The organism is Leucobacter weissii, from assembly GCF_017565745.1.
In the GTDB taxonomy this organism is placed as follows: Bacteria; Actinomycetota; Actinomycetes; order Actinomycetales; family Microbacteriaceae; genus Leucobacter; species Leucobacter weissii.
The window spans coordinates 1-23,761 of sequence record NZ_JAGDYM010000006.1 but is presented as its reverse complement, the minus strand read 5'-3'; the positions used below and the strand labels follow the sequence as shown (position 1 = coordinate 23,761).

Sequence of the window (23,761 nt, the reverse complement as noted above, 5' to 3'; positions counted from 1 at the left end):
CGGCGCGGATCCCCGCGCCGGACCGCCTGTTCACTTCAGTGTCGCGTCCAACTATACGCATTCACCAAAACTAAACACAAGTGGCCGCGCAGGGGCCTTGCGCGCGCTCGAACCGCCTTGGAGGGAAGCGACCGGGGCCGACGGAACCGCTCGGCCGAGAACGCCCCCGCACGCTCGAGCGCCGCAAGCGCTCAGGCGGCGCTCCTGCGCTCCTCGGCCTGCTCGAGCAGTTCGGGAACCCCGCGTTCGAGCAGGGGAGCGAACGTTGCGTCCCCGGGGCGCTCCCCTGAGAGCCAGCGCGTGTAGATCGCCTCGCAGAAGATCGCGGACTTCCAGAGCGCGAGCACCTCGTACCACGCGAGGCGGGAGAGATCGAGGGAGGTCGCGCGCGCGTATCGTTCAGCGAGCCCCTCGCGCGTCAGGTACCCCGCGCGACGGGTGACCGGGCTCAGCTGCATCACCGAGGAGGGCGCCCCGGGATCGGCCGAGGTGGCGAGCAGATAGCCCAGGTCGGCCAGCGGATCACCGAGCGTCGCCATCTCCCAGTCGAGCACCAGCACGGTCCGCGGCGACCGGCCCGGCTCTCGCGCGAACATCAGATTGCCCAGCCGGTAGTCGCCGTGCACGACACTGAATCGCTGCGAGACCGGGACATGCGCGCCCAGCCACTCGGCGAGATCGGCGACGACGGCCAGATCGCGCCGCGTGTTCGCCGTCCACAGGGCCGCGAACCGCCGCACCTGCCGCTCGAGATACCCCTCCGGCCGGCCGATGCCCCTGATCGGTTCCGCGTCGACCGGCACGGCGTGCAGGGCGACGAGCGTATCGAGCAGTTCCTCGCTGACCGTCCGTCGCACCCGGGGTCGGTCCCAGCCCTCGGGCTCCTCGGTCGTGAGGATCCGGCCCTCCACATACGGCATGACGTAGAACGGCACGCCCAGCAGCGAGTCGTCCTCGCAGACCGCCAGCACCTCCGGAACGGGCAGCGCGGTGGATCCCAGCGCCTCCAGCAGCGCGGCCTCTCGCAGCATGTCGTGCGTCGACTCGGGCAGCGGCGGCCTCGGACCGCGCCGGAGCACGAGATCGGCGTCGCCCTGCCGCACGCGGAAGGTCACGTTCGACTGGCCCTCGCCGATGCGTTCGGCTCGTATCGGGCCGCTGCCGAGACCGCGCGCCTCGAGGAAATCGCGGATCCGCTCCTCATGGAAGAGCTCGTCGGGTCCCCGCCCAGGCATCAGGCCTGCTCCGCGGCGCGCAGCGTATCGCGCTCGGGTTCGCCCGCGGCGACCTCTCGCGCACGGGCCCGAGAGGCTCGACGGGAGATGGCCCACCGCTGCGTCTCGTTCGACCCGTCGTAGATGCGGAAGGGGCGAACCTCGTTCAGGTAGCTCGCGAGGGGCAGCTGCTCGGTGACGCCGTCGCCTCCGACCAGCTGGACGGCGCGGTCGATGACCCGGTTGACCGCCTCCGAGCAGTGCACCTTGGCGACGGAGGACAGCGCAGTGCCCGCCCGCTGGTCCCGGGCGAGGAGGCGAGCGGTCTTGGCGATGATGGCGTCCGAGGTCTCGATATCGATCACGGAGTCGGCGATGAGCCCCTGCGCGATGCCGAGCTCGTCGACCGGCGAGCCGAACACGCGGCGCTTCGCGGTGCGGTCCAGCGCCGTGTCCTGGGCGCGGCGGGCCAGTCCGAGCCACCGCATGCAGTGCGTCAGCCGGGCCGGGCCGAGCCTCACCTGCGCATAGCGGAAGCCCTCGCCCACCGCGCCGAGCACGCGATCGTCGGAGACGGTCACGCCCTCGAAGTGGAGATGGGGGTGCCCGCCGATGATGGCGCGATCGATCGCGTGGGGCTGCTCGCCCACACGGACCCCGGGGGCGTCCATGTCGACGAGAAACATCGTGGCTCCGGAGACTCCTTCATGCTCGGTGCGCGCCATGACCACGGCCACTCCCGCCCCCACGGCACCGCTGCTGAAGCGCTTCTCACCCACGATGCGCCAGCCGCCGTCCACGCGCTCGGCGGTGGTCCGCAGCGCCTCGGGATCGGATCCGGCCCCCGGATGCGGCTCGGTCATGCCGAAGCAGGACCGCATCTCGCCGCGGCCGAGCGGCCCCAGGAATCGCTGCTTCTGCTCGGGGGAGGCGATCTGACCGAGCATGTGCATGTTGCCCTCGTCCGGAGCCATGCAGTTCAGGGCGACCGGGCCGAGCGGAGAGTAGCCCGCCTCCTGGAAGATCGGCGACCAGTGCTCGATCGGCAGTCCGAGCCCGCCGAACTCGACGGGCACCTGAGGCGCGAAGACCCCCGCCTCGCGGGCCTGCGCCTGCACGAGCGCCCGCAGCTCCTCCCCGAGGTGGGCGCCGGGGGGCGGCTCCAGCTGAATCACGGTCTCCCTGATGAACGTCCGCGTCGCCAGGCGGAGCTGCTCCACCCGTTCGACGGTCCAAGTAGCGTCCGGATCGGTCATTTCCCACTCCTGCTCTCTCCTGTTCGCATCCCGCTCAGGCGGTTCCGCCCACGGTCGCGAGACCTCCGTCGAGGGTGAGCACGCGTCCGGTCACCCAGTCGGCGTCGTCCGAGGCGAGGAAGGCGATCGCCGCAGCGATGTCGCTCGGCTCGCCCAGCCGTCCGAGCGGATATCCCGCGCTGATCTCGTCCTCGTTGGACGCGTAGAGCGCCTCCGAGAACCGTGTCCTCACCACGGCGGGCGCGACGGCGTTCACGCGGATCTCGGGTGCGAGCTCCGCTGCGAGGGTGCGCGTCAGGTGACTGAGCGCGGCCTTCGCCACACCGTAGAAGCCGATCCCCGGAGAAGGCGTCTCCGAGGTGGACGAGGAGAGGTTCACGACCCGTCCCCGATGCTCGCGGAAGCCCAGCCCGGGGTGGCGGGCCACGTGCTGGGTCCAGGCGAGGGGCGCCAGCAGATTCACCTCGAGCGTCTTGCGGGCCGCATCCGGCTCCAGATCCATCAGAGGCCCGTAGGCCGGGTTGGCCCCCGCCGCGTTCACGAGCACATCGAGGCGGCCGAAGCGCGCGGCCACGGCGTCGAGCACCTCGCCGCGGTGGTCGGGGTCGTCGGCCTTCCCGGCCACGCCGATCGCGCGCCCCTCGGGCAGCGATCGCACGGCGACCTCGAGATCCGCCGCCCGACGCGCGGTGAGGCAGACCGCCGCCCCCTCCGCGACGAGGCGCTCGGCGGTGGCGAACCCGATGCCCCGGCTCGCCCCCGTGACGATCGCCACCCGACCGGCGAAGCGGTTGCCCCACGAACCGGGTTCCGGTCCGCCGTCGACCTGCATCATGACCCGCTCACCGCTGCCGCCCGAGAGGCATCAGCCGCTCGAGGAACCACTCCGTGGCGGCGGTCGCGCACTGCATCAGGAGCGTCTGCTCGCTGTAGAGCGCGAGGTGGTCGGACTCCTCGATGACGACGAGCTTCTTCTTCGCGGTCGGAATCTCGTTGTAGACGCGCATCGCCTCGTCCCAGAGGGTGATGTCGTCGTTCTCGGCGACGATCACGAGCGTCGGGGTGTCGATGATCCGCTTGATGAACGGCCCCACGTCGTAGCGCATGAGGAGTTCGACCGACTCCGCGGTGGCGTCGAGAGAGTAGTTCGGCGCGACCGTTCTGCGGAAACCCTCGAAGAGGTCGTAGCCGTCCGCGTTCGGCCAGGCCGAGACCTCGTGCTCGGTGTCGAGCGTGAAATGGGGGAAGAACGTGTCCTCGCCCGTCTCGAAGCGCTTGCGGCGAGCCTCGAGGATCGCCGCCTCGAGCCGGCGGAAGTTGACGGTGCCATTGGCGAGGCGCATGTTCAGAAAGCCGTCGATCACGGGAATCTGCGACACGGCGCACTTCACCCGCGAGTCGATCGCTGCGAGGACGAGGGAGTGCCCGCCGCTGTAGGAGAGACCCCAGGTGCCGATGCGGTCGGAGTCGACCTCGCTCCGGGTCTCGGCGAAGCTGATGGCGTTGCGGTAGTCCTCGATCTGCATGTCGGGGTCGATGTGCTGGCGGCGGTCGCCGTCGCTGTCGCCGAAACCCCGGTAGTCGAACAGCACGGCGGCGAAGCCGTTCTCGGCGAACATCTGCGCATAGTGGGGCTGGACGATCTCCTTCACGTAGCACCAGCCGCCCGCCATGATGATCGTGGGAAAGGGGCCTTCGCCCTCGTCCGGGGTGTAGAGCCAGCCGCGGACGGTGACGCCCTCGCTCCGGAACTCAATGTCTCGACGCATCAGTCTTCCTCTCCTTCGACGCCATCGTCATGCTACCCGACCGGCCAGGCGGTCGGTTTCAATTATCCTCACGGCCCCCACCGGCTTGTCAAGCTCGGTCAGCGGGCCTCCCGATGCCCGGCCGCAGCTCCACCGCCCCCTCCGCGATGCCGGTCTCGACCAGCGCCCGCAGCTCGAATTTCTGCACCTTGCCCGAGGCCGTCCGGGGCAGCCGGTCGACGCGCATCAGGGCCTCGGGCAGCTTCTGCATCGCGACCCCGGAGTCCCGCAGCTCGCCCACCAGCGATGCCAGGCCGAACGCATCGTCGTCGCTCACCACGACCGCGCACACCCGCTCGCCCAGCACGTCGTCCGGGAAGCCCACGATCGCCACGTCCTGCACCGCGGGGAACTGGATCAGCAGATCCTCCACCTCCTTGGCGCTGATGTTCTCGCCCCCGCGGATGATGAGGTCCTTCACCCGTCCCACGATCGTCAGATTGCCACCGGGGTCGATCCGTGCGAGATCCCCGGTCCGGAACCAGCCGTCGGGCGTGATCGCGCTCTCGTTGTCCGAGGGATCGAGGTAGCCTGCGAACATCTCGGGCCCCGAGACCTCGAGCTCCCCGGCCCCCTCGCGGTGCCCGCCGACCAGTCGGGCCTCGGCATCGCCGATCGGCGTCCCGTCGGTGACCGCGTGCACCGCCGGGTCGCTTCCCGGGTGCACCGTGCAGAGGGTCGGGAACTCGGTCGACCCGTAGGTGCGGGAGATCCGGGTGCCGAGCACCTGCTCAGCCTCCGCGATGAGCGACGGCGGGATGTCGGCCCCGCCGCACACGAACGAGCGCAGCGAGCAGCGCCGCTCCGCCGCCCGATACGCGTCGGTGAGTCCCCGGAGGAACGGCGTGGCCGCGACCGTCATTCCGCAGCGGTGCTCCTCGATCAGCGACAGGGCGACCTCGGGGTCCCAGCGGTCGAGCAGCACGACACCGCTCTCCGCGAGCACCGGCATCAGCACCCCGTAGAGCAGGCCCGTGACGTGGGTCAGCGGCGAGGGCATGAAGATGCTGCCGCGACTCACCCCGAAGACCTCTGCGATGGAGGCGGCCTCGACCAGCAGCGAGCGGCTCGTGTGCAGCACGCCCTTGGGACGCCCGGTCGTGCCCGACGTGTACATGAGCATGCAGACGTCGTCGGGGGAGACCGGCCGCACCTCGAAGTCCTCGGCCGTCGGAGCCGTCCCGGGGGTCGCCCCGGCCCCGGCTCCCTCGCCCCGCACCTCGATCACGGCGGCGTCGATGCCGCAATCGGCCAGCACCGCGCGCATCATCTCCGCGTGATCGGTGCCGCGGTAGTGCGCGGGGACCACGACCGCGCCGGGCGCCCGCATCTCGAACAGCACCCGCAGATCGCGTCCCCGGTAGATGGGGGTGAGCAGGTTGATGACCGCGCCAAGCCCCCACGCCGCGAAGGCGACGGCGACCGTCTCCCACCAGTTGGGCAGCTGGACGGCGACGACGGCGCCGCGACCGACGCCGGCTCGCACGAGCCGCCGCTGCCAGCGCACGCACTCCACGCCCAGCTGCTCGACGGTGAGGGCGGTCGAGCCGTCGACCACGGCGATCCGCCCAGGCCGGCTCGCGATCTCGTCACGCAGGCACTCGGCTGGGGTACGGGTCTGCGCGAGCGCGCTCGGGAACTCGCGCGGCTGCCTCCAGGTCGCCTCGATCATCCTTCTCCCACCCGCTTCCTGTCGAATTCGGCTCAGATGCTGACGGTCCTGCGGATCGCAGCGGCGATGTCCTCGTGCCCGGGCAGCCACTCCCGTTCGAGGAGCGGGGTGTAGGGGGCGGGCTGGAAACGGGCCCCCACCCGCTCGATCGGCGCGTCGAGCCACCAGAAGCCCTCCTTCGCCACGGTGGCGACGATCTCGGCGCCCACGCCGAAGTCGGTCACCGCCTCGTGCACCACGACCAGGCGGCTCGTCTTCTCCACCGAGGCGAGCACGGTCTCCCGGTCCCAGGGCGCGATCGTGCGCAGGTCGATCACCTCCGCGTCGATGCCCTCGGCCGCGAGCTGCTCGGCCACCGCCTCGCACTCGAGCACCATGCGCGAGTAGGAGACGACGGTCACCTGCTCGCCCCCGCGGACCACCCTCGCCCTGCCGATCGGCACGAGCGCGCCGGGTGCGGGAGCAGGTGAACGGCGTCCGTAGAGCGTGCGGTTCTCGATGAAGATCACGGGGTTCGGATCCTGCATCGCGCTGCGCAGCAGCCCGTAGGCGTCGGCTGCCGTCGCGGGCATCACCACGGTGAGACCGGGGATGTGCGCGAGCAGCGCCTCGAGGCTCTGCGAGTGCTGGCTGCCCGCCGAGCGCCCGGCGCCGAACTGCGTGCGGATGGTCAGCCCCATCTGAGCGCGCCCGGCGGTCATGAAGTGCAGCTTCGCGGCCTGGTTCAGCACCTGGTCGAAGGCGACGCCGATGAAGTCGAGGTACATGATCTCGACGAGCGGTCGCAGTCCGGCCATCGCGCCGCCGACGGCCAGGCCGAGGATCGCGGACTCGGAAATGGGAGTGTCGAGCACGCGGCCGGGGAAGGCGTCGGCGAGACCGCGCGAGACCGCGAACACCCCGCCGCCCGCGCCCACGTCGATGCCCGCGAAGACGGCGCGCGGGTCGCTCTCCAGCCCGTCGCTCATCGCCTGGCGGATCGCGGCCATGTACTTCATGGGCTCGCCATCGGCCGGGATCTCGACCACAGGATGTTCGGGCCTCGGTGCGAGCACATAGTCGCCCACCGTCTCGGGGCGGGGATCCGGCAGATCGAACGCCCGCTGCGCGGCCGCCGCCACCGCCTCCGTCTCCTCCGCCTCGGCCGCGGCGATCTCCTCGGCGGCGACGCCCGCGGTGGCGAGCAGTCGCCGCGCGACCTCGAGGCAGTCGACCTCGAGGCCGGCGCTGAGGTCGTCGCGGTCGCGATACTGCTGCTGGTCGCCCTCGTAGTGGCCGTGCCAGCGCACCGTCGTGACCTCGACGATCACCGGACCGTTCGATCGGGCGTGGTCGGTCGCCGCGACCATCGCCCCCATCACCTCCGAGACGTCGTCGCCGTCGACCGAGACGTAGGGGACGTTGTAGCCACCCGCTCGCTGCTCGAGCGTGGCGGGATGGCCGTCGACCGCTGCGGTGAACTCCGCGTACCCGTTGTTCTCGCAGAGGAACACGACGGGCAGCGCCCAGAGCGCGGCGAGGTTCACCGCCTCGTGGAAGAGGCCCTGGGCGACCGCGCCGTCGCCGAAGAACGACACGACGACCTGCCCTTCCTCCCGCTGCTTCGCCGCGAGGCCGGCGCCGGTCGCGATCGGCAGGCCCGCCGCCACGATGCCGTTCGCCCCGAGGATGCCGAGGTCCGGATCGGCGATGTGCATCGACCCGCCGCGGCCCCGCACGGTGCCGGCATCGCGTCCGAAGAGTTCGGCGAACATGCCGAGCGGATCGAGGCCCTTGGCGAGGCAGTGCCCGTGGCCGCGATGGTTCGAGGTGATCATGTCCTGCCGCGCGAGCGGGAAGCACCCGCCCACCGCGACCGCCTCCTGCCCGAGCGAGACGTGCACGAAGCCGGGAATGCGCCCCGCCGCGTAGTCCTTCGACACGGTCAGCTCGAAGGCCCGGATGCGGACCATATCCCGGAACGCCCGCACGAGCTGTTCCCGGCTCAGTCGCGCTCGGGCCTCGTCGGCGGCCGTCTGCAGTGCCATGCTCACCTGATCCTGCCCTTCGTTCATCAGGCGCGCGCGTTCACGAGCAGCTTCACCTCGTCACCCGCCGGCGAGATCAGCGTGTCGAACGCCTCCGTGATCCGATCCACGTCGTACGTCGCGGTCACCACGCGCTCCACCGGCAGCTCGAGGCGGCTGATCACGTCGATGATCCGAGGCCAGTCGGTGAGCGGATAGCACCAGGTGCCGTTGTAGGTGATCTCCCGCAACGACACCTGCATCGGATCGATCTGGGCGGACCCGGTGAACAGGCCCGTCTGCGTGATCGTGCCCCGCGAGCGCACGGCGCCGAACGCCGTATCGAGCGCGCGCCCGTTCCCAGAGCACTCGATCGCCGCATCCGCGCCGCGGCCACCCGTCCGGCTCCTGAGATGGTCCACGACGTCCACCTGCGTCGGGTCGAGCACCTCGCCGATATCGAGCGACGCGACGACCCTGCGGCGATTCGCGTTCGGCTCCGACATCGTCACGTTCGCCCCCAGCGCCGACGCGTAGATCGCGGCCAGCGTGCCAATGGGGCCCGTTCCCGTGATCAGCACTTCGTCCCCCGGGCGCACTCCCGCGGTGTCCACACCGTACGCGGCCACGGCGGTCGGCTCGACCAGCGCCCCCTGCAGGTCGCTCAGATTCTCCGGCAGCGCATACGCCGCGCGAGCAGGCACCACGGCGAGCTCCGCGATACCGCCCCAGGCGTGGCTCAGCCCCACGCACGCCATCCGCTCGCAGAGATGGTCATGCCCGCGCCGGCAGTAGAAGCACTCGCCGCACGCCAGGATCGGCATGACCGACACCCGATCGCCGACCCGCAGATGCGTCACCGCGGAGCCGATCTCCACGACCTCGGCCGAGAACTCGTGCCCGAGGATCTGCGGCGCGCTCGCTCCCGTCAGCGGATGCGCGGCCGTCGGGATCACGATCGGTCCCGCCGCGTACTCGTGAAGGTCGGTGCCGCAGATCCCGCAGTAGAACGGGCGCAGCAGCACCTCGTCGGCCTTCACCGACCCGGGCTCCGAGACCTGCTCGACACGGATGTCGTTCTTCCCGTAGTACACCGCAGCACGCATGACCGCACACTCCTCACCAGAACTGATTGTTTCATTTTTCGACCGGCCAACTGGTCGGTTTTGTGACGAGACCCCGCCGCCCTCACCGGGATGCCGCCGCATCCCCGGAGATCAGCGGAAGAGCACTCCGCCGTTGACATCGATCGACGCCCCCGTGATGTAGCTCGCCTTCTCCGACGAGAGGAACTCGACGGCGTCGGCTATGGAGCCCGGAGGGCCGGCGATGCCGAGCGGGATCTTCGCCCACTCGATGTCCCTCATCTCCTCGAAGGCGATGCCGCGGGCATCGGCCTCGGCCTGGAGGGCATTGCGGTGCATCTGGGTGTCGATGTTGCCGGGGCACACCGCGTTCACGCGGATGCGATCCTCGGCGAGCTCGTCCGCGAGGCTCTGCGTGAGGCTGATCACCCCGGCCTTCGACGCGCAGTAGGCGGCGAAGTAGCCGTGGCCCGAGTGCCCGTACCAGGAGGCGATGGTCACGATGCTCGAGCCGCCGCCCTTCGGCATCAGCGGAACGAAGTGCTTGGCCATCAGGAAGACGCCGCGAACGTTCACGTTGTTGACGAAATCCCACTCCTCGATCTCGATCTCGGTCACCCTGTTCGCCTGCTGCAGCACGCCCGCGACGAGGGCGAGCACATCGACCCGCCCGGCCCACTCCCGCACCTGCTCGGCCAGGTCGCGCACCGACTCGGGCTGCGAGACGTCGGCCGGCACCAGCAGGAGGTCGAGCTCGGGCCACGTCGCCCGCACCTCCTCGGCCGCGCGGTCGAGGCTCTCCCGGGTGAGGTCCACGAGCACCAGCCGGTCCCCGTTCGCGGCGTAGCGGGCCGATACCTCGCGGCCCATACCGCCGCCGGCGCCCGTCACCAGCACTACCCGTTGTTCGCTCATCGTCGCAAGGCTCCTCGTCGTCGGGGAATCGGACCGGAGCCGCCGCCGTTCAGTCGACTCAGGCTAAACGCTCCGTTTCACACTCTGTCACAGCTTTCCCGCCTTGTAAATGCCCGATCACGAATCTGTTTCGCGTCGACCGAGGGGTCGGTGACCCTCCCCGAGCATCGACAACTGTTCAATAAAAATGAACAAACTGAGCGGTTTCATCCGCCCATCAGGGCTTTCCCCAGAAAGCGACCGGCTAACCGGTCGGTAAAACTGTACACTCGAGTCACGGCGATCCCCGCCCCGATCCATGACGCGGATCGGACGCATCGGCGGCCGATGCGACGGAGACGCAGGATCCCCGCCCATCCGCCCACCACCCCAGAAGCAGGCCCCTCGTGACGAACACGCCGACGCCCCTCCGCTCGGCGTCTGTCGTGCTCGGCACGACGGTCCTCGGGGGCCTGATCGCGGTGCAGTCCCGCATCAACGGCGCGTTCGGCCTGCAGACCGGCGATAGCTACCTCACCGCGCTCTTCAACTTCGCGTCGGGGCTCCTCATCCTCTGCGCCTTCGCCCTCCCGGCGCCGCGGGTGCGCCGCGGCATCGCGACGGTGGCCTCCCGGATCAGGAGCCGCGAACTGCCCTCCTGGATGCTCATCGGCGGGCCGCTCGGCGCGTTCTTCTCCTTCAACCAGGCCGCGCTCACGCCCCTGGTCGGCGTCGCATCGTTCACGGTCGGCGTGGTCTGCGGCCTCGTGATCGGCGGCCTGCTGGTCGACCGCGGGGGACTGGGCCCGGCCGGACGGATGGGCCTCACCCGGCGGCGCCTCCTCGGCGCCGTGCTGGTGCTCATCGGCGCCGTCCTCGCCTCGCTGCCCGAGCTGAGGCCGGGCTCGGCCTCGCTGCTGCTCGTCGTGCCGCTGCTCGTCGGCGCCGGCTCCGCGCTGCAGTCCGCGCTCAACGGCCGGATCGCGGTCGCCGGGTCCAGCATCGCGGCGGCGAGCTTCTTCAATTTCCTGACCGGAACCCTGCTGCTCGCGGTGGCCGCGGGCGCATCGGTGCTCATCCGCGGCGTTCCGGCGCAGTGGCCCGAATCGCCGCTGCTCTACTCCGCCGGCGTCATCGGCGTCGTGGTCATCGCGGGCATCGCGCTGCTGGTCCGTTTCGGCGGCGTGCTGCTCGTGGGCATGTCCAACGTCGCCGGGCAGCTGATCGGCTCGGTGCTCGTCGACGCCCTCGTCCCGCTGGGCGCCGGCCCCTCCGCACCGCTGCTCGCCGGAACCGCCGTCACCCTCGTCGCGGTGATCGTCGCGGCACTGCCGAGGCGCAGGGGCTCAGGCCCGGATAGGCCCCGCCGACGCCCGCGACGCACTTGACTTCGCATCGCGGGAGACGACAACATGAACAATCAGACATCGCGCAGAACAGGATCACCCCGCCCGTGCTGCGCTTCCGAAGAAAGGAGCCCGCATGGCCAGACTCGACGGCGCGCTCACTCCGGGAGGACTGCAGCGCCGCAACGCGATCATCAACGCCGCCGCACAGCTCTTCAACGAGCACGGCTACCACAACACTTCGACGGCTCAGATCGCGGAGCGCGTGGGCTGCGCCAAGGCCACCGTCTACCACTACTTCAAGAAGAAACCCGAGATCCTCTTCGAGATCCACGACCAGTGGATCGAGGAACTGCTGACCCGCGTCGAGGAGCGCGATCCCGGGCTGTCGCTCGAGGAGTTCCTCCGCAGCGTCTTCCGGGACATCCTCCACCTCATGGAGTCGAAATCGGACAACGTACGGGTCTTCTTCGAGTACTACCATGAACTGCCGAGCGACCTTCGGGCGACCGCGGTCGCCAAGCGGGACCGATACGAGGCCCTGATCCTCAACCGCATCGAGCACGGCGTCAGGACCGGCGAGCTCAAGGCCCGACAGCCGCGGATCGCGGCGTTCGCCCTCTTCGGCATGTGCAACTGGGCGTATCAGTGGTACCGCCCGGGCCGCGAGCTGAGCGACGAACAGGTCGCGGACGAACTCTTCTCGATCTACTTCGACGGGCTGGGAGCCGCTCCCTCCGCCGGCTGAGCGGCGGCCGCTCAGTGCCCTTCGCCGCGCAGATAGGCGTCGATGTCGAATTTCGGCGCGCCCTCCGAAGCCGGGAGGCTCCGGAACACCGGATGCGTGTAGGTAGAGAGGTACCGGGAGAATCGCGGCCCCACGGACTGGCTCCGCAGATGCTCGTGGGTGGTCGGACGCCAGTACGGCTCGAAGTCCGGCTGCGAGCGCAGCAGCCGCGGATACTCGGCGTTGACGATGGCGACCTTGCCGAGCGAGATGTAGTCGGCGCCCTGCGAGAGAGCCCATTCCACGTCGGCCGGCTCGATGATCTTGCCGGAGACCCCGAGGCGCACACCCCTCCTCGGGATCCGGGTGAACCAATCGATGAGCGACCGCCCGCCCGCCCGCTCGTTCTCCGGCCGTTTCCTGACGTCCCAGAGGGAGACGTCCAGCATGTCGATCTTCTCCTCGTCGATCAACCGCTCCGCGAGCTCGACGGTCTCGAAGAGGTCCTGCCCGAACCGCTCCGGCGAGATCCGCGCGCCGAGCTGGAACCCGGGCCCGCACTCCTCGCGGATGCGGTCGATGAGCGTCAGCAGGAACCGCGCCCGACCGGCCGGGCTGCCGCCGAACTCGTCCGTGCGGCGGTTGACGACCGGGCTCAGGAACTCGCTCACGAGATAGCCGTGGGCGCCATGGATCTGCACACCGTCGAACCCGGCGCGCTCCGCACGCACCGCCGCCGCGACGAAGCGCTCGAGCAGCTCCTCGACCTCGAACGTCGTCAGCGCTCGAGTGCCCGAACTCACGTCGTCGGAGGGCCCCACCCGCTCGTCCCCCAGGGCGCGCATCCCGCCGTGGTAGAGCTGGACGGCTGAGACGCTCCCCGCCTCTCTCAGCGACGTCGCCAGCCGCTCGAGTCCGGGCAGCAGTGCATCGTCGAAGATCCCGAGCTCACCGGGAAACCCCTTGCCCGACACCGCGACGTGGGAGCACGCGGTCGTCACGAGCCCGAATCCTCCTCGGGCGCGGGCGGTGAGCCAGTCGATCTCCTCGGTGGAGAGCGTGCCGTCCTCCTCGCTCTGCTGATTGGTCATGGGTGCGAGCGCGATGCGGTTGGGGATCACCGGTCCGCGCAGCGGTTCCAACGGTTCGAATGCCGCCGCAGTGCTCATGTGATGCTCCTGTTCCTCGGAGACGGTTCCGTCACCGCGCCGCGCGGCAGGAGGATCCCGGGGTCGCCGTCGCCGGCGGCCCCGGGGCGCCGCTTGGGATTACGAGAACTGGCCGATGGTGTTCGAGATGCTCTTCGGCGTCATGAGGTGCTCGCTGAACCAGGATCCTGCTGCGGCCGCCGCGAAGTCGAGTGCGGTGAGATCGCTGTAGAGCGTCATGTGGTCCGTCGCCGGCAGCACCACCCACTGCTTGTCGGGCGTCGGGATCGAGTTGAACGCGTCGAGCTCGACGTCCCAGAGCGTGATGTCGTCGTCGTTCGCGACGATCATCATGGTGGGCGTGTCCACCAGGCGCGGCGGGTACGGGCGCGCGTCGTACTGCAGCAGGTTCTCGACCGAGGCCACCGTGTTCCGGTGCTCGTGCTTCGGCGCCTGGGTCTCCTTCAGGTAGACGAACGTCTCCTTCACCTCGTCGAACGGCCAGGTGGTGAGCTCGTCGTCCGGTCCGTTCGGGGTCGCCGACATGCCCATGTAGGTGTGCTCGCCGCCGGTCGCGAGCCTCGCCCGGGACTCCTTGACGAGGGCCTTCAGCTTGCGGAACCGCTCGGTCCCGTGCACCCGCCGCATGTTGAGGTCGCCGGCGATCACCGGCACGTTCGAGACCACGACCTTCACCCGATCGTCGATCGCGCCCAGGATGAGCACGTGGCCGCCGGAGTACGAGATGCCCCAGGCCCCGATGCGATCGGCATCGACCTCCGGGAGCGTCTCGAGGTAGGAGATCGCGTTCTTGTAGTCGGCGATCTGCTCCCACGGGTCGAGGTGCTGGCGGAAGTCGCCGTCGCTCGACCCGATGTTGCGGTAGTCGAACACCAGCGCGGCGAACCCCCGTTCGACGAACGCCGCCGCGTACTGCGGCTGGCGGAGCTCCTTCACATAGCACCAGCCGCCCGCCATCACGATGGTGGGGAACGGGCCTTCTCCCTCCGGCAGGTAGAGGTCCCCTCGCAGCGTCACGCCGTCGCTCCTGAACTCGACTTCTCGGTGTCCCATACTGTCTTCTCCTTCTCTTCTCGGGATCTCGCACCCCGATGGTCACTGGTCTGCTGCCGGCCCGGGAACCCCTACTGCAGGGGCACCCAGGATTCGCCCTCCAGTCGGGAGATCACGAACTGCGTGAGCAACCGTCCGCCCTCCCCGCCCTCGAGCGCCAGGCCGTCGAGCAGGAATCCGACCTCGGTGGCGGGCAGGCTGTCCCAGGCGTTGAAGAATTCCGCCGTGGTGATGGTGTCGAGGTCGCTGGTGCTGAGCACCTGGATCAGCGCCTCGCCGAGGCCGTAGCCCTTGAGCGTGTTGAAGTCCTCCGGGTCCGCGCCCTTGCCGTACTGGGCGATGTCCTCGCGGTACTGCTCCAGCCCCGGGTCGTCCGCGAACCGCGGGTCGTAGGGATCCTTCACGTAGTGCGCGCTGTACGCGCCCTCGCCCGACCCCTCCATGTTCGCGATCGTGGCCTTCAGGCCCGTGCTCGACTCGTTGAGCGCGACCGCGGGGTGCCAGCCGATCTGCGACATGTAGGAGGTCATCTGGAAGGGGATCGCGCCGAGCGCGAGCGTGACCACGGTGTCGACCCCGGCGGCGCGCAGCTGGTTGACCTGCGAATCGACGGTGGCGTCGGTGCCCTCGTAGACGGTCTCGAGCACGATCTCGCCGCCGTGCTTCTCGACTGCCGACTTGATCCCGTCGAGATAGTCCATTCCGGTGTCGTTGTTGAGCACGAGCGTGCCGATCTTCGCGTCGGGGTTCTGCTCGAGCAGGTAGCTCGTCACCGCCTCCGCCTCGACCGGGTTGCTCGGGAACCACGAGCGCAGGTTCGGGGTCTCATCGGTGTTCGAGAAGGGGCCGTTGCCGGCGATCGCTATCTGCACGATGTCGGCCTCCTGCGCGATCGGCGTCGCGCTCATGGTCGGCGGTCCTCCGAAGGTGACGAGGGCGAAGACCTGATCCTGCTGGACGAAGCGCCGGGCGTTGGTGACCGCCCTGGCGGGCTCGTAGCCGTCGTCGGCGGACTGATACCTGATCTCCCGACCGTCGATGCCGCCCTCGGCGTTGGCGCGCTCGAGACGCGCTTCGAGCCCCTGCGAGAGGGTGCCGTAGACGGCGGTGGGACCGCTGAACGGGAACGAGCCGGCGATCGTGATCTCCGTGTCGGTGATGCCCTGCGCCGAGGATTCCGCGGCATCGTTCGTGGCCGCTCGGCAGCCCATCAGTGCGGTCGTGGAGACGCAGGCGAGCGCGACGGCTGCGAGTAGTCGGCGCTTGGCGCGGGTCGATCCGGTGCGGTGCTTCACGGTTGTTCTCCTTCTTCGTTGAATGGGAATGAAACGTCTGAGGGCCCGGCGAAGTCTCCCGGCTCCCGCCGCTGCGTCAGTCGGACGACGGCTGCGGCTTTCCGGCCTCTGCCTGCCGTCGGCGCCTCAGGGCGATCCCGATCCTGCGGACGATCGCCACCACGGCCCCGTACACTCCGACGGGGAACAGGTAGATCACGACCATCAGCGCGACCGCATAGATGAGCTGTACACCGCGATCGCCGAGCTGGGAGGCGATGTCGGGCACGAGCACGATGAACGCCGCGCCGATGAGCGCGCCGGTGATCGATCGCACGCCTCCCACCACCGCGGCGGTGAGCAGAGAGATGGAGAACGTCACGACGTAGGCGTCGGGCAGAGCCGGACCGATGATCACCTGGTGGATGCCCCCGGCGAATCCCGCGAGCATCGAGCTCAGCACGAAGATCTTGAGCTTGAGCCGACCCGGCGATATCCCGACGGCGGCCGCCATCAGCTCATCGCGATGCACCGCGTCGAGCGCCCGGCCGATGCGTCCGCGGACCACCCCGCGCATGCCGAGCGCGACGAGCACGAACAGCACGAGCGAGACCAGGTAGTACCACTGGGGACTCGTCAGACCGGTCCAGGCGGGGGCGCTCGGCGTCACGAGGGGGATGCCGCTGATGCCGCCGGTCGCTTCTCCGCCCCGCTTCAGGATCGCCGGGAATACGATGGCGAAGCCGAGCGTCACGAGTGCGAGGAACAGTCCGCTCAGTCTCAGGCTCGGCAGGCCGAGGATGAATCCGACGATGCCGCACAGCAGCGTCCCCGCGACGATGCCGATCGGCCAGGGGAGGCCCAGGTTCACGAACATCGACGCCGTCGCATACCCGCCGATGCCCATGAGCGCGCCGTGGCCGATCGAGATGAGCCCCGTGTACCCGGTCAGCAGGTTCAGGCTCAGCACCGCGATGCCCGTCGACAGCACGAGGGAGAGCAGGTAGTTGGTGTAGTCGTCGAAGACGAAGGGGATGAGGATCGCGAGCACGATGACGACGACCGGCGCCCAGCGCCCGATGCTCGTCGACCGCTTCGACGGGGATGCGGCGGGTGCGCCGAGCCCCTCTCGGGTCCCGGCCCTCGCCCGCACGGTGGTGTCGGTCATGGTCATGCCCTCGATTTCACGGTCGCGGCGAAGAGACCCTGGGGCCGGAGCAGCAGGATCAGGATGATGAAGATGAACGGCACCACGATGGAGAGGTCGCCGCCGAGACCCGGGATGTAGGTCGCGGCCAGACTCGTTCCGACGCCGACCACGATGCCGCCGACGACCGCGCCGATGCGGTTGGTGAATCCCCCGAACGCGGCCGCCGCGAACGCGAGCAGCACCGTGTTGCGGAACATGTCGGGTCCGGTGCCCACGATCGGCGCGCTCATCGCCCCCGCCACCGCTCCGACGGCTGCGGCGATCCCCCACCCGATCATCAGCTGCCGTCCGACGTTGATCGACAGCAGCCGGCTCGATACGGGGTTCTCCGACGCGGCTCGCATCCGCAGCCCCACGGTGGTGAAGCGGAACACCAGCGTGGTGATGAGCACGACCACGAGGATGGTCGCCATCGCCCCCAGCTGCTGCCAGGTGAGATAGGACTCGCCGATCGCGATGACCCCCGCGCCGAAGGGGCTGGGCACCTGCTTCGAGTGGAAACCCCAGATGAAACCCATGATCGCGTTGAGTCCCAGGAACAGTCCGAGCGTCACCATCAGCAGGGAGAGCTCGCTGCTCCCCTCCACCGGGCGGATGAGGATGCGCTCGATGCCCATACCGGCGATGAACGAGACGACGATCACGATCGGCAGCGCGACCCAGAACGGAGTGCCGAACTGCAGGAGCTGCCAGACGACGAGCGTCGAGAAGGTCGCCATCTCGCCCTGGCCGAAGTTGAGCACCCCGGTTCCCTGGAAGACGACGCAGAGGGCGAGCGCCAAGCCCCCGTAGACCATCCCGTTGGAGAGGCCCGTGAACAGTTGCTGCATGAATTCGTCCATGGATCTTCCTCACTGCCCGAGATACGCTCGTTCGACGACGTCGCCTTGTCCGAGTTCTTCCGGGGTGCCCTCGGCGACGATGGCGCCGGAGTCGAGCACGTAGGCACGGTCCGCGACCGCGAGCGACTGGCGTACGTTCTGCTCTGCGACGAGCATGGTGAGGTCCCACTCCTCGCGCAGCTCCGCCAGGCGCGAGAAGATCTCCGAGGTGATCTGCGGGGCGAGCCCCAGGGAGAGTTCGTCGAACATCAGCAGGCGAGGCCGGCCGAGCAGCGCCCGGGCGATCGCGAGGATCTGCTGCTGCCCTCCCGAGAGGGCACCCGCGATCCTCCCCCTCATCTCGTCGAGCACGGGGAACCTGCGGTAGATGTCCGCGAGATCGTCATCCGAGCGGTCCCGATCGCGCCGCCCTCTCGCGAGCACTCCGAGTCCCAGGTTCTCCTCGACCGTGAGCCCGACGAAAGTGCCCCGCCCATCGGGGATGTGACCGACGCCCAGGGCGGCGACGCGGTGCGTGGAGAGACGGGTGATCGACTGCCCCTCCCAGATGATCTCACCGGTGGTGCGGATCATCCGCGAGACGGCGCGCATCGTCGTCGTCTTGCCGGCGCCGTTCGCACCGAGAAGGGCGACGATCTCCCCCTCCGCGAGACGGAAGTCGATGCCGTGCACCGCCTCGACCGGCCCGTAGTAGGCGCGCAGGTCCCCTACTTCGAGGATGCTCATGCTGCTTCCTCTCCGAGATATGCGGATATCACTCGCGGGTCCTTCTTCACCACGGCCGGTGCGCCGTGCGCGAGCAGCTCTCCGAAGTTCAGCACGACGACATCCTCGGCGAACTGCATGACCAGCTGCACGTTGTGCTCGACGAGCACCACTGCGATCCCCTGCGCTGCGCAGTAGCCTGCGACCTGTTCGAGCATGATCACGGCTTCGCTGTGATGACTGCCCGCAGCCGGCTCGTCGAGCAGCAGCACCGTGGGGTCGCCGGCGAGGCTCCTGGCGATCTCGATGAGTCGGCGCTGGCGATGCGGCAGGTCTCCGGCGGGGGAGGAGCCGACCGGGCCGAGGCCGAAGTGCTCGAGCAGCTCTTCGGCGCGCTCCCTCGCCCGGCGCTCCTCGCGGCGCGCCTTCGGCATCGAGAAGAAGGAGCTGAAGACGCCGCTCGAGAGCAGCGGGTTGCTGCCGAGCATGATGTTGTGCAGCGCCGACTCGCCGTCGATCAGAGTCGGCGTCTGGAACGTGCGCCCGATGCCGAGTCCTGCCCGGGCATGCGCGGGCAGAGGATCGATCCGAGCCCCATCCTTGAGGATCTCGCCCGCTCCGCGGCAGAATCCGCAGATCAGATTGAACAGCGTGGTCTTCCCGGCGCCGTTCGGCCCGATCACCGCGGTGAAACCGCTCTGCGGCACTGAGAAGGAGACCTCCGACAGCGCGCGGATCCCGCCGAAGCTGATCGACGCCGCCTCGATCCTCAGTGCGGGATCCGCTGCATCCGGAAGCTTCCGCTCCGGTCTTCGAAATTCGCCGTTGATTTCCAAAGGTCGTTCCCTCCTCCGACGAAACGCGAGAGGTCTTCGTCGACCTCCCGAAACCGACCGTCTGACCGGTCAATCTTCCACCAGTATGACCGCCACCACGCAGAAGTCAAGTGGTTCTTCAGTAAATATTAAAGTGAAGCTAATATTTTTAAGTGGTACTGATTGCTCCCGGAGCACTTTGCCTGGGAAATGCGGAGTATTCTGAAACCCCACCTCACGCAGCAGTGCCGTAGACCAGACAGGAGGCGCGCATGGTCGATCCGACACCCGGCATCGCCGGCGCCGACCGGGCACCGCTTCTCGACTCCGCGCGGCCGACACGGCGGAGCGACGCGTTCGGCAGCTACCTCCGCGAGGCGCGAACGAGGCATCGCCTCAGCCAGAGCGATCTCGCGCAGCGCATCGGACTCAGCGCCGGCATGGTCTCGCAGCTGGAGAAGGGTCAGTCGCTCCCCTCGGTGTCGACGATGCTCGCGATCGCCAACGAACTCGACGTCACACTCGACTCCCTCTTCGGAGCCGCCGAAACGCCCGCCGAGGCCCCCCTCGCTCATGAGCCGATCCCGTACTCCCGCATCGCCGCCTCCGCGCCGACCCCGGGAACCCTCCCGCCCGCGGATCTCTACACCCGCATCGTCGCCGGCGGGAACTCGTCCGGCGGAGGCATCGAGGCCGCGGTACAGCGCTACGAGTCCCGTTCCGTGCTCGAGCTCGAACACGGTGTGACTTGGGAGCTCCTCACGAACGATCCGAACCACCAGGTGCTGTTCGTCATCGCCGACTACCCCGTCGGCGCTTCGACCAGCTCCACGTTCGTCCGGCACCCCGATGTCGAGTACTTCCTCATGCTCGAAGGAGAGCTCGAGGTCTCGCTCGAGTTCGAACGCACGACGGTGCGGGCGGGCGACTCGATGTGGTTCGACTCGATGCGACCGCACAACTTCGAGAATCGTGGCGACGTCTCGGCGCGGGGGGTCTTCCTCCTCATCCCGCAGGAGTATCGCCCCTAGCGGAGCCGACCCTCGACTCGACCGGTCCCGCGCCCGCGGTTCAGACCCCCTCGAGCCAGTTCCAGTCCTCGTTCTCGGGGAGTCCGACCGTCCACTGCTGCTCCGCGAGCGGCAGCCGATGGCTGAGGAGCTCGGCGAGGATCTCCTCGTCGATGGGAGCGCCGAGGGCCTGCACGGCCTCCTCGATGTGCGTCACGCTCGTCGAGCCGACGACGGTAGTGGCGCATTCCACGCGCTGCAGGGCGTACTGGTTGGCCACGAACGCGATATCGACGCCCCTGGCCTCCGCGGCCCGCGCCATCCTCTGCGCCGCGGCGAGAGAGACGTCCGAGGCGATGTTGTGCTCGGCCTTCTCCACGACAGAGGGGACGAGCATGCCGAGGGACACCGCGGCCGCGTTCATGAGTCCGACGCCCCTCTCCGCCGCCACCGGCGCGAGCTCGGCCGTCAGCGAATCGTCGAGCAGCGTGCCGTGACCGTAGTTGAGCGCGACGTCGACGGGAGTCTCGAGCAGCACGCGCCGGCTCGTCGGCAGCGAGTAGCAGGTCATGCCGATGAAGCGGCACTTCCCCTCGTCCCGCAGCGCGATCAGCTCTGCCACCGAGTCCTCGAACACCGGCCCGAGCTCCACGAAGTCGATGTCGTGCAACTGGAACAGCTCGACACGATCGCGCTTGAGCAGCTTCAGGCTGCGTTCCAGGCTCCGGCGAACGCCGGCCGGGGAGAAGTCGAACTCGCTCCAGCCCACCCGGCCGGCCTTGGTGGCCAGCCAGACGTCCTCGGGAAGGTCCCCGGTCAACCGGCCGAGACGCTCCTCCGCATCGCCGTAGTAGGAGGAGGTGTCGACCAGGTTCATGCCGAGGTCGATCGCCCGGAACAGCGCCTCACGGGCCTGCTCGAACGGCACCGGGCCGAAGAGCTGACCGAGAGGGGCCGTGCCGAAGCTGACGGCTGACACCTCGAAGCCCGTGTCGCCGAATACGCGGTATTCCACTGAGCACTCCTTCGTCACGCCCCTCGAGGAGCTAGACCATCTCTGCGACCAGATCGACCTCGGCGGGCGGGTCGTCGGGGTCGACGACGTGCTCCGCCTTGATCTGCCCGTCCTTCATCACGAGGATGCGATCCGACATCGTGATCAGCTCGGGCAGGTCGTCGCTGATCAGCAGCACCGACACCCCTTTGGCGGTGATCTCGTCGAGGATCGTGTAGATCTCGCCCTTGGCGCCCACGTCGACGCCGTTGGTCGGGTTGTCGAGCACGAGCAGCTTCGAGCCCAGGGTGAGCCAGCGGGCGAGAATCACCTTCTGCTGGTTCCCGCCGCTCAGATTCCGGATCAGCGTGTTCGGGCTCGGCGTCTTGATGCTGAGCTGGTCTATGGCCGCAACGGCGTCCTCGCGCTCCTTCTTCCCGTTGATGACCGGTGTCGGCGCGATCGCGGCCCCGACATAGGGCAGCGAGTGGTTCTGGGCCACGGTCATGCTGAGCACCAGTCCTTCGCGATGACGCTCGGTGGGCACATAGCCCACCGAGGCCCGGATCCCGTGGCGCGGACCGATGCGACCGGGCTCTCGGCCTTCGACCAGGATCTTCCCGCTGCATCCCGCGCCGAGCTCGAAGATCGCACGACCGAGATGGGACTTCCCGGATCCGACGACACCGGCTATGCCGATCACCTCTCCCGGGGCGACGGCGACGGACACATCGCGGAAGGTGTCGCTCGAGAAGCCCTCGAGCGTCAGCACCGGCTCCTGCGACGCCGCGTGGAGGACCTCCTGGTCGCGACGCTCGCGCTTGTGCATGGCGATGGTGCGGCCCACCATCATCGAGTGGATCTCGCTCTCGCTCAGCGACCGGGGGTCGTCGTTCTCGGCGACCTTCTCCCCGTCCTTCAGCACGACCAAGCGGTCGCACAAGCTCACGATCTCCTCGAGACGGTGCGAGACGAACACCTGCGCGGCATGTCCCTTGATGCGGTTCACGAACGCGAAGAAGAACTCGATCTGCCCGCGCGTCAGGGCGCTCGTCGGCTCGTCCAGCAGGATCACCGGGTGCTCGATTCCGAGCAGGCGGGCCTGCGCCAGACAGCGCACGATCTCGACCACCTGCCGCTCCGCGAAGCTGAGGCGGCTGAGGACTTTCGTCGGGTCGAGGGTCACGCCGAACTCCTCGAAGATCTCGCGCGTCCTCTCCACCATCGCCTTCCTGCTCAGCACGCCGACGCGCGCGAACCGCGCTTCCTGGGCCAGGAACACGTTCTCGGCGACGGTGAGGTTCGGAACCAGTGCCTGATGCTGGTAGACGCGGAACACCCCGCTCAATGCGGACTGATAGTAGCTGTTGAAACTCACCTCCTGCCCGTTGAGCTCGAGGGTGCCGGCGTCCCGCGCGAGGGTGCCGCTCAGCATCGAGAGGAGGGTCGACTTGCCCGCCCCGTTCTCGCCGACCAGCCCGAGCACCTCCCCGACGCGGATGTCGAGATCGACGGACTTGTTCGCGTGCACCGGGCCGAAGCGCTTGTCGAGCCCTCGTGCGACCAGAATCGGTGTGTTCTCCATGATCGTCTCTATTCGGGGCTACTTGATGACGGTCAGCTTGGAGCGGTCCAGGGTCAGGGCGACCGCCGCGACGACCACGAGTCCCTGGATGATGAGCTGCATGTAGGGCATGACGCCGAGCGAGTTGAGCCCGACGGTCAGCGTCGTGATCACGAGCACGCCGAGCACGGTGCGCTGCACGCCTCCGACGCCGCCCGTGATCGCGGTTCCGCCCATCACGACCGCGGCGATCGAGTTGAGGGTGAGCGCGTCCCCCATGCCCGGAGTGGCGGACCCGATGCGCGAGGTCAGAAGGATTCCCGCGATCGCGGCGCAGAAGCCGGCGATCGTGAGGGCCCAGAGCTTGACGCGCCGGTTCGGAATGCCCGCCAGCGCGCTGACCGCTTCCGCGCCGCCGATGGCGAAGACGTAGCGTCCGAAACGCGTCTTCATCCCGATGAAGGTGAAGATGAGCCACACGATGACGGCCCACAGCACGAGGTTGGGCACGATGACGAGCAGCTGGCCCTGAGCGACCCAGCGCAGCCCCTGGTCCGATACCTGCACGGGGCGCCCGCTGACCAGCCAGGTGCCGACGCCGCCGACGGCCATCGACATGCCCAGGGTCACGAGAAAGCTCGGCACCTTTCCGTAGGCGAAGATGACGCCGTTGACCAGCCCGACGACGAGACCCACCGCCAGCGCCGCGAGGATCGCAAGGAAGACGCTGTCGGTCTCCTTCGTCACCGAGGCGGCGACCAGACCGGCCAGCGTGACCGTCGCACCCACGGAGAGGTCGATGCTCCCCTGGATGATCACGAGCGTCATGCCGACGGCGACGACGAGCAGCACCGACGACTCGCGCAGGATCGTGAGGAAGGTGCTCGGCTGCAGGAAGGTCGGGCTGAGCACCGAGAACAGGATGATGAGGAAGACGATGGCGACCACGGGGAGGCCGACGGACTTCAGCGTCTCCCGTCTCTCGGTGCGCCCGATGTTGATGGCCTGGGTAACTGACATGGATCTTCTGTCCTCCGGATGGGATGGGTGGTTCATCGGGCGTGGGGGGGGGCGGGCGCGCGCGGGGGCCGCCCCCGCCCCCCCCCCCCCCAGGACA

Annotated in this window: 21 protein-coding genes; 3 read left to right on the top strand and 18 right to left on the bottom strand. The window is 68.8% G+C overall.

Translation table 11 applies throughout. The annotated features are described in order from the left end of the window. Positions 1 to 191: 191 nt before the first annotated feature. From J4H92_RS06255 to J4H92_RS06220, 8 genes are all read right to left on the bottom strand, one after another. Positions 192 to 1,235 (bottom strand): phosphotransferase family protein, encoded by a 1,044-nt coding sequence (locus J4H92_RS06255; protein WP_208097262.1) that lies wholly within the window; start codon positions 1,233 to 1,235, stop codon positions 192 to 194. Beyond that, complete coding sequence (locus J4H92_RS06250) at positions 1,235 to 2,470, bottom strand: acyl-CoA dehydrogenase family protein (RefSeq protein ID WP_208097260.1); 1,236 nt, start codon at positions 2,468 to 2,470, stop codon at positions 1,235 to 1,237. The genes J4H92_RS06255 and J4H92_RS06250 overlap by 1 nt, the downstream gene beginning before the upstream one ends. Positions 2,471 to 2,504: 34 nt before the next feature. Then, positions 2,505 to 3,305, bottom strand: coding sequence for an SDR family oxidoreductase (locus J4H92_RS06245; RefSeq protein WP_243752083.1), 801 nt, complete (start codon positions 3,303 to 3,305; stop codon positions 2,505 to 2,507). 7 nt (positions 3,306 to 3,312) lie between these two features. Next, positions 3,313 to 4,239, bottom strand: coding sequence for an alpha/beta hydrolase (locus J4H92_RS06240; protein WP_208097258.1), 927 nt, complete (start codon positions 4,237 to 4,239; stop codon positions 3,313 to 3,315). An 88-nt stretch (positions 4,240 to 4,327) separates the two neighbouring features. After that, positions 4,328 to 5,950 (bottom strand): AMP-binding protein, encoded by a 1,623-nt coding sequence (locus J4H92_RS06235; protein WP_208097256.1) that lies wholly within the window; start codon positions 5,948 to 5,950, stop codon positions 4,328 to 4,330. A gap of 32 nt (positions 5,951 to 5,982) precedes the next feature. Beyond that, entirely contained in the window at positions 5,983 to 7,977 is a 1,995-nt protein-coding gene (locus J4H92_RS06230) for an alpha-ketoacid dehydrogenase subunit alpha/beta (protein WP_208097254.1), read from the bottom strand. Positions 7,978 to 8,003: 26 nt separating this feature from the next. After that, on the bottom strand, positions 8,004 to 9,062 hold the full coding sequence (locus J4H92_RS06225; protein ID WP_208097252.1) for a 2,3-butanediol dehydrogenase: 1,059 nt from the start codon (positions 9,060 to 9,062) through the stop codon (positions 8,004 to 8,006). Between the two features lie 111 nt (positions 9,063 to 9,173). Continuing rightward, entirely contained in the window at positions 9,174 to 9,956 is a 783-nt protein-coding gene (locus J4H92_RS06220) for an SDR family NAD(P)-dependent oxidoreductase (RefSeq protein WP_208097250.1), read from the bottom strand. A 386-nt stretch (positions 9,957 to 10,342) separates the two neighbouring features. Between J4H92_RS06220 and J4H92_RS15700 the strand changes: the two genes are divergently transcribed. Both J4H92_RS15700 and J4H92_RS06210 read left to right on the top strand, forming a co-directional pair. Then, positions 10,343 to 11,323, top strand: a complete 981-nt coding sequence (locus tag J4H92_RS15700) for a DMT family transporter (RefSeq protein ID WP_208097248.1) — start codon at positions 10,343 to 10,345, stop codon at positions 11,321 to 11,323. A gap of 94 nt (positions 11,324 to 11,417) precedes the next feature. Then, the gene (locus J4H92_RS06210) at positions 11,418 to 12,029 is read left to right on the top strand and encodes a TetR/AcrR family transcriptional regulator (protein ID WP_208097246.1); all 612 of its coding nucleotides are present in this window, start codon (positions 11,418 to 11,420) and stop codon (positions 12,027 to 12,029) included. Between the two features lie 11 nt (positions 12,030 to 12,040). Here J4H92_RS06210 and J4H92_RS06205 read toward each other — a convergent pair whose 3' ends face one another. From J4H92_RS06205 to J4H92_RS06175, 7 genes are all read right to left on the bottom strand, one after another. Continuing rightward, the gene (locus tag J4H92_RS06205) at positions 12,041 to 13,177 is read right to left on the bottom strand and encodes an NADH:flavin oxidoreductase (RefSeq protein ID WP_208097245.1); all 1,137 of its coding nucleotides are present in this window, start codon (positions 13,175 to 13,177) and stop codon (positions 12,041 to 12,043) included. 99 nt (positions 13,178 to 13,276) lie between these two features. Beyond that, positions 13,277 to 14,230 carry an alpha/beta hydrolase gene (locus J4H92_RS06200; RefSeq protein WP_208097243.1) on the bottom strand — a complete coding sequence of 318 codons (954 nt, stop codon included), beginning with the start codon at positions 14,228 to 14,230 and terminating at the stop codon, positions 13,277 to 13,279. 71 nt (positions 14,231 to 14,301) lie between these two features. Beyond that, a complete protein-coding gene (locus tag J4H92_RS06195) occupies positions 14,302 to 15,525 on the bottom strand; it encodes an ABC transporter substrate-binding protein (RefSeq protein WP_208097242.1) in 1,224 nt (407 codons plus the stop codon). Positions 15,526 to 15,601: 76 nt separating this feature from the next. Further along, on the bottom strand, positions 15,602 to 16,672 hold the full coding sequence (locus tag J4H92_RS06190) for a branched-chain amino acid ABC transporter permease (protein WP_208097240.1): 1,071 nt from the start codon (positions 16,670 to 16,672) through the stop codon (positions 15,602 to 15,604). 2 nt (positions 16,673 to 16,674) lie between these two features. Then, the gene (locus J4H92_RS06185; RefSeq protein ID WP_208097238.1) at positions 16,675 to 17,556 is read right to left on the bottom strand and encodes a branched-chain amino acid ABC transporter permease; all 882 of its coding nucleotides are present in this window, start codon (positions 17,554 to 17,556) and stop codon (positions 16,675 to 16,677) included. 9 nt (positions 17,557 to 17,565) lie between these two features. Then, positions 17,566 to 18,282: an ABC transporter ATP-binding protein gene (locus J4H92_RS06180; protein ID WP_208097236.1), complete on the bottom strand. Its 717-nt coding sequence runs from the start codon at positions 18,280 to 18,282 to the stop codon at positions 17,566 to 17,568. Beyond that, complete coding sequence (locus J4H92_RS06175; RefSeq protein WP_208097278.1) at positions 18,279 to 19,097, bottom strand: ABC transporter ATP-binding protein; 819 nt, start codon at positions 19,095 to 19,097, stop codon at positions 18,279 to 18,281. Before J4H92_RS06175 ends, J4H92_RS06180 begins: the two co-directional genes overlap by 4 nt. A gap of 251 nt (positions 19,098 to 19,348) precedes the next feature. Here J4H92_RS06175 and J4H92_RS06170 point away from each other — a divergent pair, with 251 nt between their 5' ends. Then, positions 19,349 to 20,107 (top strand): helix-turn-helix domain-containing protein, encoded by a 759-nt coding sequence (locus J4H92_RS06170; RefSeq protein ID WP_208097233.1) that lies wholly within the window; start codon positions 19,349 to 19,351, stop codon positions 20,105 to 20,107. Between the two features lie 40 nt (positions 20,108 to 20,147). Here J4H92_RS06170 and J4H92_RS06165 read toward each other — a convergent pair whose 3' ends face one another. The 3 genes from J4H92_RS06165 to J4H92_RS06155 are packed head-to-tail and all read right to left on the bottom strand — an operon-like array spanning position 20,148 to position 23,664. Further along, positions 20,148 to 21,101, bottom strand: coding sequence for an aldo/keto reductase (locus J4H92_RS06165; protein ID WP_208097231.1), 954 nt, complete (start codon positions 21,099 to 21,101; stop codon positions 20,148 to 20,150). Between the two features lie 31 nt (positions 21,102 to 21,132). Continuing rightward, a complete protein-coding gene (locus J4H92_RS06160; RefSeq protein WP_208097229.1) occupies positions 21,133 to 22,665 on the bottom strand; it encodes a sugar ABC transporter ATP-binding protein in 1,533 nt (510 codons plus the stop codon). Between the two features lie 18 nt (positions 22,666 to 22,683). Beyond that, on the bottom strand, positions 22,684 to 23,664 hold the full coding sequence (locus J4H92_RS06155) for an ABC transporter permease (RefSeq protein ID WP_208097227.1): 981 nt from the start codon (positions 23,662 to 23,664) through the stop codon (positions 22,684 to 22,686). Positions 23,665 to 23,761 lie beyond the last annotated feature (97 nt).

Bases quoted from the DNA above. Each gene is read 5' to 3' on its own strand.
- J4H92_RS06255 (WP_208097262.1), bottom strand. From the start codon at position 1,235: ATGCCTGGGCGGGGACCCGACGAGCTCTTCCATGAGGAGCGGATCCGC.
- J4H92_RS06250 (WP_208097260.1), bottom strand. From the start codon at position 2,470: ATGACCGATCCGGACGCTACTTGGACCGTCGAACGGGTGGAGCAGCTC.
- J4H92_RS06245 (WP_243752083.1), bottom strand. From the start codon at position 3,305: ATGATGCAGGTCGACGGCGGACCGGAACCCGGTTCGTGGGGCAACCGC.
- J4H92_RS06240 (WP_208097258.1), bottom strand. From the start codon at position 4,239: ATGCGTCGAGACATTGAGTTCCGGAGCGAGGGCGTCACCGTCCGCGGC.
- J4H92_RS06235 (WP_208097256.1), bottom strand. From the start codon at position 5,950: ATGATCGAGGCGACCTGGAGGCAGCCGCGCGAGTTCCCGAGCGCGCTC.
- J4H92_RS06230 (WP_208097254.1), bottom strand. From the start codon at position 7,977: ATGGCACTGCAGACGGCCGCCGACGAGGCCCGAGCGCGACTGAGCCGG.
- J4H92_RS06225 (WP_208097252.1), bottom strand. From the start codon at position 9,062: ATGCGTGCTGCGGTGTACTACGGGAAGAACGACATCCGTGTCGAGCAG.
- J4H92_RS06220 (WP_208097250.1), bottom strand. From the start codon at position 9,956: ATGAGCGAACAACGGGTAGTGCTGGTGACGGGCGCCGGCGGCGGTATG.
- J4H92_RS06210 (WP_208097246.1), top strand. From the start codon at position 11,418: ATGGCCAGACTCGACGGCGCGCTCACTCCGGGAGGACTGCAGCGCCGC.
- J4H92_RS06205 (WP_208097245.1), bottom strand. From the start codon at position 13,177: ATGAGCACTGCGGCGGCATTCGAACCGTTGGAACCGCTGCGCGGACCG.
- J4H92_RS06200 (WP_208097243.1), bottom strand. From the start codon at position 14,230: ATGGGACACCGAGAAGTCGAGTTCAGGAGCGACGGCGTGACGCTGCGA.
- J4H92_RS06190 (WP_208097240.1), bottom strand. From the start codon at position 16,672: ATGACCGACACCACCGTGCGGGCGAGGGCCGGGACCCGAGAGGGGCTC.
- J4H92_RS06185 (WP_208097238.1), bottom strand. From the start codon at position 17,556: ATGGACGAATTCATGCAGCAACTGTTCACGGGCCTCTCCAACGGGATG.
- J4H92_RS06180 (WP_208097236.1), bottom strand. From the start codon at position 18,282: ATGAGCATCCTCGAAGTAGGGGACCTGCGCGCCTACTACGGGCCGGTC.
- J4H92_RS06170 (WP_208097233.1), top strand. From the start codon at position 19,349: ATGGTCGATCCGACACCCGGCATCGCCGGCGCCGACCGGGCACCGCTT.
- J4H92_RS06160 (WP_208097229.1), bottom strand. From the start codon at position 22,665: ATGGAGAACACACCGATTCTGGTCGCACGAGGGCTCGACAAGCGCTTC.
- J4H92_RS06155 (WP_208097227.1), bottom strand. From the start codon at position 23,664: ATGTCAGTTACCCAGGCCATCAACATCGGGCGCACCGAGAGACGGGAG.